We start from the raw sequence: 14,131 nt of genomic DNA, 5'->3' as shown, positions 1-14,131 counted from the left end.
GAGCGATGCGCTGATCTCTTTGCGTGCGCTTTACCTGACGCCCTCACGCTGGAACCACTTCTGGCAACAGCACTCCCAGCCGTCTGCTTCTTCGCTTTAATCTACATCATTCCGGCGACGCACCCGTAGAGACATCATCTCCATATAAATCAGCGTACGCTATATAAATGCTACTGCTAGGAGAACTCCCCTGTGAAGACACAATACCGTATCCTGGGTTAATGAATGAGCTAATCACACTGCCGTCGCCTTGGTAATCCAATCCAGATGTATTGATGCTTCCCACATATGCACCGACCACATCCGACCCTACTTGGCTAAAGGTCAAGATCACGGCTCCAGAGCATGGCGTCGTGAATGATGCAGCGGAAAGCAGCGCTATCATGGCCGGGATCTTGAGATAACGGAAGGCATTCATGATAGGGGAAGCGGAAAGGAATTCACCTTTTAGCACTTACCGGGGGGGGCAAGCACGAATTTGAGTTTTTTCGGATCGTCCGCCCCCGTCGCGTGTTCACCACACCACTCCGACAACGATGCTAAGCGCCCTTCACTTGGCTTTGGCCTTCTTCTTTGGTGCCTTCGCCTCGATGATCTGTGCGTCGCTGGGGATGGGGTGGGTGGCGAAGTCGATCACACCGCCCTCGGGCAGTTCTTTGAGCATGACGTCCTTGATGTGGACCTCCATGGCGGGGCCGCGGTGGATTTGGAAGGCGATGAGGCCTTCGAGCGAGCGTTTGGCCTCTTCGAAGTCGGTGAGCTCCATGGTCGTTTTGCCGTCGATTTGGTGCACGAGGTGGTTTCCCTTCGCGATGATGGTGTACTCGTGCCACTCGGCAACATCGGCCTCGACAGGGTCACGCTCGGTCGCGAGCCATTTCACGCCGGAGGGGTCGATGACGACGCTTTGGCCGTTTTGCGAGACGATGCCGCGTCCGCCTTCCTCATACATCATCGCGCGGTAGGGCGCGTTCGGGTGGATGTCGCACTGGTAGCCGCGGATGGACCATTTTTTGTCGGTGTTCTCGCTGCTGCGGTATTGGATGCCGGTGTTGTTGCCCTTCTGGCGGATTTTAGCCTTCAATTCGAAGTTTTTGACCTTCCCGCCGCGCCAGATCAGAAACTGATTGTAGGGCAACTGTTCCGGTCCGGTCGTGTTGCCGACGATCTCGCCATTCTCGACCTTCCACAGCTCCGGATTGCCATCCCAGCCGGTCAGGTCTTTGCCGTTGAAAATGGATTTAAAACCGTCCTGCGCGGAAGCGGCAGAGAAAGCAAGGAGCGAGAGGAGAATGAGACGTTTCATGGTTGGTCGCGTGCATAAACGCGACCGTCTCACGAAACCTGCCAGCAAAAGCTGTGTCGGATCTGGCAAGGCGCCTCACTTCCGAAACATCTTCCCGCGCTTGTCGCCGCCGGACAGGATGTAGGCGAGGAGGTCGGCGACTTCGTCGGAGTTCATGGCGTTGATGAGGCCGGGAGGCATCAGCGAGGTGGGCGAGACTTTGCGGCTCTTGATGTCGGCACTGCGGACTTCGGTGATCTGGCCGGGGGCGGCGGGGTTGGTGGCGACTTGCAGGATGCCGCCTTCTTCACCGGTGATGCGGCCGATGACGGTGCTGCCGTTCTTCAGCTCGATGATGCTGCTCTCGTATTGGTCGGAGATGACCTTGCTGGGATCGACGATGTTCTCGACGAGGTCGCGCAGCGTGTAGCGATTGCCGGCGGCGGTGAGATCAGGGCCGACTCCGCCGCCTTCGTTACCGAGTCGATGACAGGCCTGACACGCAGCGGCGATGAAGAGCTCGCGCCCGCGGTCGAAGCTGCGGCCGCTTTGCACCTTCGAGGCCAAGGCGGTGACTTCATCGACGGTGTAGGCCTTGCCGGGGCCTTTCGGTGGCTTGATCGCCTCCGGCTTGATGGCGATGAATCTCGGCGTGGCGAGCACGGCGAGCTTTTTGCGCTCCTCCGCATCGGACACGGAAGCGAGCGCGTCGTTGCGGATGGTGTCGATGAAGCCGCGGAACTGATTCCCGCCAAGCCACGGGCCCGTTTTGGCAAACCACGCGAAGAACTCGCGGCGCAGCTCGGGCGTCCAGCCGTTCTTGGCAAAGCGCAGGCCGTAGGCATAGGCGATCTGTTGTTGGTTGGGCCGTGCGTCGCCGCTGCGGAGGAAGTTGGGACCGTAGCGGTCGTTGCGGGCCATGCGCTCGACGGAGAGCCACGACACAGGATCGTCCTTCGCCGTGCGCATGAGCTGGATCGTCTCCGCAATGACTTCCGATGAACCAAGTGCCGCCAGCGTTCGCGACAGCTCGCGATTGAGGTCGTTCGTCTTCGCGGGAAACAACGCATCGAGCCGTGCGATGGTCTTCGTGAGCGAATCACCTTCCGGCAGGCCGTTGCGAGCGAGGCTGATTTGATACACACGCACGAGCGCGAGCTGCTGCGCGGCATCGAGCTGCGCAAAGTCGAGCGCATGGAGCATCGAGAGCAACGCGGCCTGATTTTCTTTTCCACCCATGCGAGCAAGCGCGACACCGCTCTCGATCACCGCCCAGGGTTCGCTTTGCTTCAAAGCACGCGCAGCCCACAGCTTCGCAGGCTGGCGCTCGATGGCCACGCGGGCGGCGTAGCGCACGAGACGATCCGCGTGACCGAGATGCGGCCACGCTTTGTCGATGGCCTCGGGGCCAGTGCCTTCCTCGTGCAGGCGTTCGAGCTCGACACGCAGCTTGTGCTCCGGTGTCTCCGCGGGTGTAGCGGCAGGCGCGGTGCTCTCCTTGCCCTCATACGTGACGCGATACAGCGCCGACTGCGTGCGACGTCCGCCGATGGAGAAATACATCGCGCCGTCCTTGCCGATCACGGCATCGGTGAGCGGCAGCGGCTTGCCATAGACGAACTCCTCCAGCTTCGCGTCGTAGCCCGCGCCCTTTGGTGTGAGCACCACGGCGTAAAGCGTGCCGTAGGTCCAGTCGCACGCGTAGATGGCGTGTTGATACTTCGCGGGAAACGCCGCGCCGAGTCCGCTGACGACGCCCGTCGGACAACCGGGCCCCACATCGACGAGCGGCGGAATGATGTCCGGGCAGTAGCCGAGCAGTTTGCCCGACGACTCGCGAAAGCCGTAATCACCACCGCTGACGAGGTGATAGATGCGCGTGGGCCGATACCATGGTGTGCCCGCGTCCCACTCCATGTCGCTGTCATAGGTGAAGAGATCGCCGAGCGCGTTGAAGGCCGTATCAAAATGATTGCGCAGGCCGTCGGCGATCATCTCAAAGCGTTTTCCATCCGGCGAAACCTTGCACGTGAAGGCCTGCGGCTCCGTGTCGGAGAATTCAGCGCCTTTGCTCGTGCGCGGCACGACTTGATCATCCGCAAACGGTCGCGAGCCGCGTGTGTGCTCGATCGTCGGCTGCGCGGTGCCGTTGCCACACGCGATGTAGAGGCTCTTTCCGTCCGGCGAGAGCGTGATGCTGTGATTGCCATGCTCGCCCTGGCCTTTGATCTCGCGCAGCAGCGTCTTCTCATCGAACTGGCCCGTGCCCTTCGTGTCGCGCAGTCGATACAGGCCCGCGACGTTCGGTTTCTCATTCACCAACGCGTAAAGACTGTCGAAGGCATACAGCAATCCATGCGCGCCATTGATCTCGGCGCTGAGTTTCTCCACCTGTGCCTTGTCACCGCTGCCCACCGGCGGCGGCGTGACGCGGAAAAGTCCGCCGTATTGATCCGTGGCGAGCAACCGGCCGCGATCATCGACCGTGAGGCCCACCCACGAGCCTTCGCTCTCTTTCGAGACCTTGTGCAGCATCTCCACCTTGAAGCCCGGCAGCGTCTTGATGTCCTTTGGCTCTGTCACATCGCTCGATCCAGAAACCGCGCCGCGACCTGTCTTAGCAGGCTTACCCGCTTTCGTGCGATCAAAGACTTCACCCCAAGGCTTCGATCCATAGTTGGCGATGATCTTTGCAGGCTTCCATTCTTCTGTGCCAGGTGCCGCTGCGGACCACGAGTCATCGGTCAAAACAGTGCGCTCGCTGCCATCCGCCATCTTGAATGCGAGTGATGCAATAAAAGCCGCTGCGCTGCCTTTGTTCGTGGCCTCGACCAACAGTTCATTCTTCCCAGCTCGCAGCGCTTTCGTCACATTCGCTTGTGTCGGCTTTTGCCAGTCTGGATTGGTCAGCACGAGTTCGCCATTGAGGAAAACCTTCGCCCCATTGTCGCAAGTCACACTCAGCACGGCCTCTTTCACTGCCGCGTCACCGAGATCGAACTCCTTCTTCAGCCGCGCCGCGCTCTTCGCCTCTGGCGATTCACTCCACAGCCATTTCCAAGTTCCCACCGTCGTCTTTGGCGCAGCCGTTGCCGGTGAAATCGCATTCTCCTTCGCCTTGCCTTTGCCGTTCTTTTTACCGTAGCCCTTAGCTTTGTCCGCAGGCTTGGCATTGGCGGTCAAGCTCTTATCAAACGCGGGCACCGGGGCGTCCGGCAGTTCTTTGAGCATCACATCTTTGATCTGCACCGTCATCGCCGGGCCACGATGCAGTTGAAACGCGAGCAATCCTTCCAGCGCCTGTGTCTTCACGCCGAAGTCGAGCAAGTCGATCGTCACCTGCCCGTCGATCTTATGCACGATGTGATTCCCCTGCGCGATGATCGTGTAGTCATGCCACTCCGCGATATCGACGTTCACCGGCTCACGTTCCGCGACCAGCCACTTAGCGCCTTGGGGATCGATCACCACGCTCTGTCCATTCTGCACCAGGATGCCGCCCCACTTCTCGCCATAGACCATCGCGTTATTCGCCGCCGCCGGGTGAATGTCGCACTGATACCCACCGACCGACCACTTGCCGACCTCCGGAAACTCGCGGCTCCGATACTGGATGCCCGTGTTATTCCCCGCCTGCTTCACTTTCGCGCGCAGTTCGAAGTTTTTCAGCACCCCGCCCCGCCAGATGAGGAATTGATTGTACTTCAACTGCTCCGGCCCCGTCGTCTTGCCGGTGATGCAGCCGTCCTCGACGGACCACAAATCCGGATTGCCATCCCAGCCCGTGAGGTCTTTGCCATTGAAGAGCGGCTTGAAGCCTTCCTCGGCAAAGGATGCCAATGGGGATGCGAGTGCGGCTAGCAGCAGCGTGAGGGTAAGTTTCTTGGTCATAGTTTCAGGTTGGATGGATTTCAGATCTGCGCGTTTCTCAGTTCATTGACCGACAGCCTTGGATTGCGCGGCGGCTTTGCCCTTCTTCTTTTTCCTCCGGGCGGCATCTGGCGGATCTTGCAGTGACAGCGTGTGCAGTTCCTCCGCATGTTCTGTCCACGCCTGCGTCATTGCTTTGACCTTGTCAGGATAAGTCACGGCCAGATCTTTGGTTTCCGAGCGATCCGTGCTCAGATCGTAGAGTTCCCACGCGGGTGACGAGGACACGAGCTTCCAGTCGCCGATGCGGATGGCGCGGTGTCCACCATGATTCCACCAGAGGTAGTCATGCTTCACTTCGCCGTCCTTGGCGAAGGCGGGAGTGAGGCTTTGGCCATGGAGCGGTGGCACGGGCAATTCAGCCACAGTCTCCGGCGGTTTGCTGCCGACGATTTCCAGCACCGTCGGCACGAGGTCAATCAGATGGCTGGGGTTCGAGCGAAGTTCGTTGTGGGCCTGGATACCCGCGGGCCAATGCACAATGAGCGGCGTCGCGATGCCGCCCTCATGATTCCACTTCTTATGCAGCCGAAAGGGTGTGTTCGCTGTGCTGGACCACCCCGGACCGATGCCGAGAAAGGTTCTCTCCGAACCCACCGGCGCAGATGCATCGTGACCGCTGCCGCGAACGATCTGCTCCGCGGTTGCGCCGTTATCCGACAGGAAGATGACCATCGTGTTTTCGAGTGAATCCATCGCTTTGATCTGATTCAGCACACGGCCAATCTCAATATCCATGCGATGGATCATTGCGGCGTGAACCGCCATTTTAGAGGCCTGGAACTCCTTCTGCTCGGTGATCAGGCTGTCCCATGGAACGGCTTCCCCGACCTCTCCCGGACCGATCTTCTCGCGCGCATCGGCAGTCAGATTCCCGCCTTCCTTGGGATCGAGTGGTGAAAGCGCACAATCGACGATGCCCATCTTCTTCATGCGCGCGTGGCGTTCAGCTCGAATGGCGTCCCAACCAGATTTGTAACGATCCTGGTAAACGGCGATGTCCTCCGGCAGCGCGTGTATGGGGAAATGCGGACTGGTGAAGGCCAGGTATTGAAAGAATGGCTCACCGGGATGGGTGGTCGCGTGCCCCTTTAGAAACTTGATCGCCTGATCGGTGATGAAGGTGGTCGTGTAGAACTTGCTGCCCGGCGTGATTGCAGGCAACGGCTGACCGTCCTCGGAGTGCCTGGCGGGCGAGAAGTAGTTGTTGTGGTCGTCGAGTTCATAGGAGTGCTCAAAGCCGTTGTCCAAAGGCCGTCCGTCCACATGCCATTTGCCGGACTGGTAGGAATGATAACCCAGCGGCTGAAGATACACGGGTAGCAGCTGCGCCCAACGCGGTCGGACTCCACCGCTCCCCGTCTTGCCTTCGCTTTTCGGTGCCCCTTTGCCACTAAAACCATCGCGGCGGATCGCCTGGGCATAGTAGCCAGTCAGGAGGCTTGAACGCGACGGCCAGCAACGTCCCGTGTTGTAAAACTGGGTGAATCGCAGCCCGTCCGCCGCGAGTTGATCGAGATTCGGCGTGTGGATTTCTCCGCCGAAACAACCGGCATCTGAGAATCCCATGTCATCCGCGACGATGAAGAGGATGTTGGGCTTGGCCCCGGCAGTCTCAGCAGCGACAAGCGGAATTCTGAACAAACAAACGGAGGCGAAGAGTATCTGGAGTGATTTCATGGGAAAGGCCGACCTGAGATTAAGGCCACTGTTTCAGGGACTTGCCGGTGGCGTCCTTGAGTTGCATTGAATCGAGGCGCACGACGCCCTTGCCCGCGCAGGGATCGAGGCGCAGGGCGTGGAGGATTTTGGGTTCGGCGAGGTTGAGCACGATGTCGTGCCACTGGCCGTCGTGCGTGACCTTGAAGGTTTGGTGCCCGCCCTTGGGCAGCGAGGTTTTCGCGTCGGTGGTCCAGTAGATTGCGCCATCGCCACTGGCGTTGCTTTGAATGCGAAAGGCGAGCGTGTAGGGGCCGGCGGTTTTGAGGTCCGACGCATCGAAAGTCAATCCTGGTTTATCTCCGGTGCTGGTGAGAACGAGTTGTCCGTTTTCAATCACGAGCGTGGTGTCAACGCGGGCGCGAATCGGCTTAACCTTAGCGGTAGGTGCTGGTGCCGGGGATGGCGTTGGTGCCGACGTTGGTGCAGCTGCTGGTGTTTTCTTGTCTGCCTTTTTGGCCTTCTTCTTGTCCTTGGGCTTCTGCATTTCCTCGTCGCCGGTGTCCGTGCCGCCACCGACAAACTTTTCGTGCTCATCCATTTGATGCCGGTAAATCGGCTCGCCTCCGGCGGTGCGAACTCGCGTGGCCGTGTGCGCGGCCCAGCCGTTCCACAGCTTCTCCAAGCTCGCGGCCTGCTCGGGTTGGGCTTTCGTGAGATCGTGAAGTTCGGTGCGGTCGGTTGCGAGATTGAACAACTCCCACGGGCGGCCCCAGTCGGAGACGAGCTTCAGGTTGCCAGCGATCACGGCGCGATGATCGAAGAGCTGAAAGTAAAGCGTCTCGTGCGGCGCGCGCTGTTCGCCGAGGAGAATGGGACGCAGGCTCCTGCCCGGAAGCGGCGCGATTTTTTCGCCTGCAAATTCCGCAGGCCACTTGCCGCCGCCGACATCCACGATGGTCGCCATGAGATCGATGATGTGCGCGCGCTGGTCGGTGATGCTGCCGCGTTGCTTCACCACGGCAGGCCAGGAAGCTATGCAAGCCGTGGAACTGCCACCATTGAACATGTTGCGCTTGTAGTGGCGGAAAGGGGTCGCGCTTGCATTGGCCCAGCCGACTCCGTAGCCGAGATTCGAGGTGCCATCGAGCAGCGGCTCGATATTGCGAGCAGTGACCTTGCCGTGATCATAGGGACTGGCACCGTTGTCACTGAGGAAGATAACGAGCGTGTTTTCTTCCTCGCCGAGTGCCTTGATCTTCGCGAGCACGCGCCCGATGGCCTGATCCATGCGGTCCACCTGCGCAGCAAAGACGGACATGCGCGCGTCCTCAAAATCTTTCTCCGCGTCCGTCAGCGAATCCCACGCCGGGATCGTCTCGGGCCGCGGCGAGAGCGCCCATTCCTTTTTCGTGATGCCAAGTTCGATTTGCTTTTGATACCGCTGCTCACGCAGCTTGTCCCAGCCGATGCGATACTTGCCGCGATACTTCGCGATATCCTCCGGCCACGCCTGCAACGACGCGTGCGGTGCATTGAAGGCGAGGTAGGTGAAAAACGGTCTGCCGGGATTCAGCTCGTGAGCCTCGCCGATGAACTTGATCGCGTAGTCCGCATTGGCATCGGTGGTGTAAAACTTGCCGTCGTTTGCGGGCACGAATAGCTTGTCGTCGAGTCGATGCGTGCGGCTGCCTTTGAAGTAGTCACTACCGCCGCCGAGATGCCCAAAGTAATGATCGAAGCCACGATCGACCGGATTCCCAGCGAGGTGCCACTTGCCCAGCGCGAACGTGTCGTAGCCCGCCGACTTCATCGCCTGCCCCATCGTCAGCCCGCGTTGCACGCCGAGTCCACAGTCCTGCCAATACTGGCCGCTCATCAGGGAGGCGCGGGTAGGCTCGCATTTCGCGGAATTGTAGAACGAAGTGAAGCGCAGCCCTCCCGCTGCGAGTCGATCCAGATTCGGTGTCGCAATCTCACTGCCGTAGCAGCCGAGGTCCGAGAATCCCATGTCATCGGCAAGGATGATGAGGATGTTGGGATTGGATGTCTGGACTGCGGCTCGTCCAGCGATGGGAGCTAGCAGCAATGCAGCTAAGAGTGTGAGGGTGGGTTTCATGGCGGGTGCCGTGAAACGTGGGTCTTGCTTCAGTATGTCAGCAAATGCTGTGTCTAATTCGGCAAATGAATGCATAGAACGATCGTTCTACTTGGAGCGGTCTCAGTGCTGGCTTCAGGAATGTGAGGACTACTTTTGCACCTCAGCGAGATGCTTCGCCCTTTGGCGGCGGCAGTTGTTTCACGGCTTTCTCGAAGTCATCCGGCTGCGCTGCTGTCTCGGCGATGCGCCGCCTGTTGAAAGTTTCGTAGAGTTGTTCGGCATGAGCCTCTGCGAGTTCGTGGGAGATGCGGCCTTCGGTGAGTTCGGGGTGCGGGCTGAAGCAGAAGTCGCGGCCCTTTCCATATCAACGCTTTGCCTTGGCCTCCGCCGCTGCCGCCGGGATGAACCAAGATATCGACCTCGGCCAGCTTGCCGCCTTGAATCTCCGCTGCGGTGATCCGGATGATCTGAAAGGGACGGTCTTTGGCTTATTGCAGATCTTCGATCAAGGGCAAGGTGCTCGGGCCGACACCGGGTCCATCAAAGATGGCCACACGGATGGGCTTCTCCTCAGCCAGAAGGCCGAGAGGCATGACGAACAGAAGCAGAACGGCGAGGTGGGTATTGGTGCTCATCGAAGTCATCGCCGCTCTATTTGGCATCATCGGGGATCAGGCGAAGGGCGTGGCTGGTTTGTTTGAAATAGGAACCCGTGGTTCGGAAGGTGCGGAGGTAGATGTATTCGCCACGCCACAGCGGATTTAGCAGGTTTTACCCAGCGGGTTGGCGGTGTCTTACTCGGAACTGTTTTGGCGTCATGCCCAGGCGTTTGCGGAAGTGTTGGGTGAAGGTGCTTTGGTCACAGAAGCCGTGGTCGATGGCGATGGTGAGGATCGAGTCGGCAGATGGAATCAATGCCTCTGCGGCTTTCTGCACGCGGATGCGCAGCATGAGTTCGTAGGGCGTGATGTTCAGGGCTTGGCGCACTTTTCGAAACAGCGTGCGCTCGGACACTCCACAGGCGCGGGCGAGTTGGGCGGTGGTGAGGATGCGGTCGCAGTGCTTGCGCACATAGGCGGTGATCGTGGCAATGCCGGATTCGGCTTCGTAGGTGCTTCGGTTGGCATCGCGCCGCGTGATGCCCATGAGGCCGACGATTTTGCCATCTTTGCCGCGCAGAGGCACCTTGGTGGTGAGGAACCAGCTCAGAGTGCGCTGTTCGTCATACCAGATTTCCAGGCGATTGATGAGCGGCTTTCCCGTGCGGAATACGAGCTGATCGTCGATGTGGAAGGCCTTCACGACGTGCTCGGGGAAAAAGTCGCTGTCTGGCCTGCCCGCGATGTCGCGAGCGTTTTTAGCGCCGAGACGTTCCAATAGGTTCTGGCTGCCGCTGATGAGCAGGCAGTCACGGTTCTTCACAAAGAAAAAGACATCCGGCAAATGATTGAAGATGTCCGTGATCAGCGATGGATCGGCAAGTGAGGCGAAAAAATCTCGGTAGAGGTCAGGTCGTGGCATGGCAGGATAATAACAACCTTTGGCGGCATCCGCATATCGTTTCTTGCGGCGAGGTCGTTACCATGTCCACTACTTAAAATCCATGAAAGCCTTCCTCGCCCCATTGCTCATTGCTGCCTCGTCATTCATCGCGAATGCTGGGGAACAGCGTCCCAACATCGTCCTCATCATGGCGGACGATCTCAGCCATCGGAACCTCGGCTGCTACGGGGCGGTGAACTTCGAGACTCCGAACCTCGACAAGCTCGCGGCGAGCGGGATGCGCTTTGAAAATTGCTTCTCAATGCCGCTTTGCACACCTTCCCGTGTCGCACTGATGACGGGACAGCACAACGGGCGCAATTTCTTCCGCGCCTCGACGCTGGAGGCCGATCAGCGCACCTTTGGCGATGTGGCGAAGGAAGCTGGCTACGCGACCTGCGTCGTGGGAAAATGGAAGCTCACGGGCAAAAGTAAGGAGTCCACGCCGGAGCAGTTTGGCTTCGACGAACATTGTGTGACCGAGGGATTGCGCAATGATTCGCCACGCTACAAGAACCCGGACATCCTGCGGAATGGGAAGGTGGAGAAATACAGCGGCGGCGAGTATGGGCCGGACATTGTGTGCGATCACGCGGTGGACTTCATCGAGCGCAGCAAGGACAAGCCCTTCCTGCTCTACTACCCGATGGTTTTGGTTCATGCACCTCTGAGTCCGGTGCCTGGTTCGCCCGGTTATGCTGCGGCAGATCAGCGCACGGACGATAAGGCGAACTATCCCAACATGGTGCGCCGCATGGATGCCAACGTGGGCCGCATCGTCGCCAAGCTCGATGAGATGGGATTGCGGGAGCGCACGCTGATTCTCTTCACCGGCGACAATGGCAGCAAGAACTCTGTCGAAATGAAGCTCAAAGACGGCACGGTGTATCACGGTGGCAAAGGCAATACAAGCGACACCGGCGTGCATGTGCCGCTGATCGTGAATCAACCGGGTCGCGTGCCCGTCGGGGTGAGCGATGCGCTGGTGAGTTTCACCGACTTTCTGCCGACGGTGGCCGACATCGCGGGAGCGAAACTGACGAACGACATTCCGTGCGATGGACAGAGCTTTCTGCCGCATTGTTTGGGCAAGAAGGATGCAGCGAGTCGCGAATGGATCTATGAATGGTTCTGCAACAATCCGCAGGAGGACAAGGTCATTGAGTTCACCTTTGATCGCGATTTCCGACTCTACGATGACGGTCGCTTTTACCACTGGTCCGCTGACCTAGCGGAGGAGAAGCCGCTCGATCTCGCCTCGCTCGATGGAGCGGCAAAGACGGCTCATGCGAAACTCCAATCGGCGATGCAGACGAGCCGTGCGGGTTTGAATCGCGAAAAGCCCAAGAAGTCCACCGCAGCAGCCGCCGGCCTAAGTGCTGGAGGCATGGAGTTTGTCCGGGTGGAGAAGGGCGGTGCCGTCTCTAATGACTTCTGGATGACCAAGCATGAGGTCACCCAGGAGATTTATCAGGCCACAATGTCGGAGAACCCTAGCACGCAGAAGGCCGAGGGACATCCGGTGGAAACCGTGAGCTGGCACAACGCGATGGAGTTCTGCCGTCGATTGACGGATTCACTGCGTTCGTCTCAATCATTGCCTGAGGGACACGAGGTCCGTCTGCCCATCTCATCCGAGTGGGAATGGGCGGCGCTAGGTGGCACGCAGAGCCAGGGGCATGCCTTTGCCGGTGGCAGCGACGCGAAAGAGGTCGGCTGGACGAAGGAGGACTCATCCGATGGACACCATTCTGTCGGCGCGAAGCAGCCGAATGAACTGGGCCTCTATGACATGACGGGCAATGTCTGGGAGTGGTGTCTCGATCAGCTCCCAGCCGACAAAACGGGCAAACCCGGTGCTGACACACGCATCAAACGTGGTGGTTCGTTCTACAACAACGCCGCCACCTCACCCATCACCAACATCGGTGAAATGGCACCCTCCGGCAAAGGGCCGCGCTTCGGCTTTCGTGTCGTGATCGCCAAACCCTTCAAGCAAAGCACAGCGAGCACGGCGCAATCGACCCCTGCAGCGGAAACACGCCCCAACATCCTCTTCATCGCCATTGATGACCTGCGGCCTGAAATCGGTGCGTATGGCGTCAACCGCGCGGTCACGCCGAACATCGACAAGCTTGCCGCGAAGAGTGTGCGCTTTGACCGTGCCTATGTGACCTATCCGCTCTGTCTGCCGTCGCGCTCCTCAATGCTGACTGGCCGCCGCATCGATTTCTCCGGCGCGGGTAAGAAGCGTGATTTCGGCACCCTCATTCAGCTGCAGCAGACCTGGCCAGCGACTCTGCGTAAAGCCGGATACTGGACTGCGACCTCGGGCAAACTCTACCACGGCAGCGTGCCGAAGGTGGACACCGCCGCTTGGGATGTTCCCGGCGAAATGTGGCGCAACGACTTCAAAGACTGGTCGCCCGAGTTGATGAAGAAAGTCGTCGCCGAAGCCGGACCGAAGGACGTCGTCGAAGACTTCCGCAAGAACGGCGGCGGTTCCGGATCGCTGCTCTCCATGGCCGTGGATGGCGACGACGACATCCTCACCGACGGCCAGACCGCCAGCATCGTCACGGGCTATCTCCGCGACCGCCCCAAGGACAAGCCGTTTGTCATCTGCGCCGGATTCAGCCGACCGCACATGCCTTGGATCGCTCCGAAGAAGTATTTCGACCTCTACAAGGACGCCAAGATCGAGCTGCCAAAACTACCCGAGGGCGCGAAACGCGAGCTGTTTAAGGAGGATCTCGGCTCCGGTGTGGCCAAGGACTCCGCGAAATGGAACGAAGGCGTGACTGACGACGATGCACGCGAACTCATCAAAGGCTATCTCGCTAGCGTGTCGTATTCCGACGCGCAAGTCGGGCGCATCCTCGCAGAGCTCGAAAAGTCAGGCCGAGCCGACAACACCATCGTCATCCTCTGGGGTGACCACGGTTATCACCTCACCGAGCACGGCCTGTGGCGGAAAAACACCATCTACCACGTCGCCAACCGCATCCCGCTGCTCATCCACGCTCCCGGCAAAGCCGCTGGAGTCTGCCCGGGCCTCGTCGAAAGCATTGACCTTTATCCGACGCTTCTCGCACTCACGGGCACTTCCGCCGATGGCTTGCGCCTCGATGGCCGCAGCCTTGTCCCGCTGCTGGATAAGCCTGACGCCGCCTGGCCGCACCCCGCCTTCATCCACGCCAACAAAGACCACGGCATGGTCACCGACCAATACCGCTACTCGATCTCCAACAACGGCACCGAGAAACTCTTCGACCTCCACGCCGACCCGGACGAGTGGCAAAACCTCGCCGCCGATCCCGCCCACGCAGACCGCATCAAACAAATGCGCACCGCCGTCGAAAAAGCCTGGAAGGGCGACATCGTCACGGACGCTCCGCCTGCGGAAACCAAGGCCAAAGGAAAGGCCAAGAAGAAGCAGTGAACCACGCTCGGTCCTTCGCTCTACCTTTTCCCCGATCCAGTAATGATGCCGGTCTGCGCGGATGACCAGTCGATCCCTGGCAGACGATTCTTGTCACTCCGTCGCCTTGCCACCGTGCAGAGTGAAAGGCTCGGTCATCATGCCATGTGAAGTTGTTATGGATTGCTGCCTT

8 protein-coding genes are annotated in these 14,131 nt (G+C 59.5%); 2 read left to right on the top strand and 6 right to left on the bottom strand.

Going from position 1 to position 14,131, the window contains the following annotated elements:
* Positions 1–106: 106 nt before the first annotated feature.
* The 5 genes from ACKVY0_RS10825 to ACKVY0_RS10805 form a co-directional block, all read right to left on the bottom strand.
* Positions 107–418 (bottom strand): hypothetical protein, encoded by a 312-nt coding sequence (locus ACKVY0_RS10825; RefSeq protein WP_409214833.1) that lies wholly within the window; start codon positions 416–418, stop codon positions 107–109.
* Between the two features lie 132 nt (positions 419–550).
* Positions 551–1,306 carry a DUF1080 domain-containing protein gene (locus ACKVY0_RS10820; RefSeq protein ID WP_409214832.1) on the bottom strand — a complete coding sequence of 252 codons (756 nt, stop codon included), beginning with the start codon at positions 1,304–1,306 and terminating at the stop codon, positions 551–553.
* Between the two features lie 75 nt (positions 1,307–1,381).
* The gene (locus tag ACKVY0_RS10815; protein ID WP_409214831.1) at positions 1,382–5,176 is read right to left on the bottom strand and encodes a family 16 glycoside hydrolase; all 3,795 of its coding nucleotides are present in this window, start codon (positions 5,174–5,176) and stop codon (positions 1,382–1,384) included.
* Positions 5,177–5,218: 42 nt separating this feature from the next.
* A complete protein-coding gene (locus tag ACKVY0_RS10810; RefSeq protein ID WP_409214830.1) occupies positions 5,219–6,895 on the bottom strand; it encodes an arylsulfatase in 1,677 nt (558 codons plus the stop codon).
* Between the two features lie 19 nt (positions 6,896–6,914).
* Positions 6,915–8,993 (bottom strand): arylsulfatase, encoded by a 2,079-nt coding sequence (locus tag ACKVY0_RS10805; RefSeq protein ID WP_409214829.1) that lies wholly within the window; start codon positions 8,991–8,993, stop codon positions 6,915–6,917.
* A 383-nt stretch (positions 8,994–9,376) separates the two neighbouring features.
* Between ACKVY0_RS10805 and ACKVY0_RS10800 the strand changes: the two genes are divergently transcribed.
* Complete coding sequence (locus ACKVY0_RS10800) at positions 9,377–9,676, top strand: hypothetical protein (RefSeq protein ID WP_409214828.1); 300 nt, start codon at positions 9,377–9,379, stop codon at positions 9,674–9,676.
* 70 nt (positions 9,677–9,746) lie between these two features.
* Here the strand turns inward: ACKVY0_RS10800 and ACKVY0_RS10795 are convergent, their stop codons facing one another.
* Entirely contained in the window at positions 9,747–10,496 is a 750-nt protein-coding gene (locus ACKVY0_RS10795; RefSeq protein ID WP_409214827.1) for a helix-turn-helix domain-containing protein, read from the bottom strand.
* A gap of 82 nt (positions 10,497–10,578) precedes the next feature.
* Here ACKVY0_RS10795 and ACKVY0_RS10790 point away from each other — a divergent pair, with 82 nt between their 5' ends.
* On the top strand, positions 10,579–13,959 hold the full coding sequence (locus ACKVY0_RS10790; RefSeq protein WP_409214826.1) for a sulfatase-like hydrolase/transferase: 3,381 nt from the start codon (positions 10,579–10,581) through the stop codon (positions 13,957–13,959).
* The last annotated feature ends 172 nt before the right edge of the window (positions 13,960–14,131 follow it).

Source organism: Prosthecobacter sp. (genome assembly GCF_046154365.1).
GTDB lineage: Bacteria > Verrucomicrobiota > Verrucomicrobiia > Verrucomicrobiales > Verrucomicrobiaceae > Prosthecobacter.
The sequence above is the reverse complement of the archived record's forward strand: the minus strand, read 5'-3'. Positions and strand labels throughout refer to the sequence as shown.

Coding starts and splice junctions, on each gene's coding strand:
- ACKVY0_RS10825 (WP_409214833.1), bottom strand. CDS start 418: ATGAATGCCTTCCGTTATCTCAAGATCCCGGCCATGATAGCGCTGCTT.
- ACKVY0_RS10820 (WP_409214832.1), bottom strand. CDS start 1,306: ATGAAACGTCTCATTCTCCTCTCGCTCCTTGCTTTCTCTGCCGCTTCC.
- ACKVY0_RS10815 (WP_409214831.1), bottom strand. CDS start 5,176: ATGACCAAGAAACTTACCCTCACGCTGCTGCTAGCCGCACTCGCATCC.
- ACKVY0_RS10810 (WP_409214830.1), bottom strand. CDS start 6,895: ATGAAATCACTCCAGATACTCTTCGCCTCCGTTTGTTTGTTCAGAATT.
- ACKVY0_RS10805 (WP_409214829.1), bottom strand. CDS start 8,993: ATGAAACCCACCCTCACACTCTTAGCTGCATTGCTGCTAGCTCCCATC.
- ACKVY0_RS10800 (WP_409214828.1), top strand. CDS start 9,377: ATGAACCAAGATATCGACCTCGGCCAGCTTGCCGCCTTGAATCTCCGC.
- ACKVY0_RS10795 (WP_409214827.1), bottom strand. CDS start 10,496: ATGCCACGACCTGACCTCTACCGAGATTTTTTCGCCTCACTTGCCGAT.
- ACKVY0_RS10790 (WP_409214826.1), top strand. CDS start 10,579: ATGAAAGCCTTCCTCGCCCCATTGCTCATTGCTGCCTCGTCATTCATC.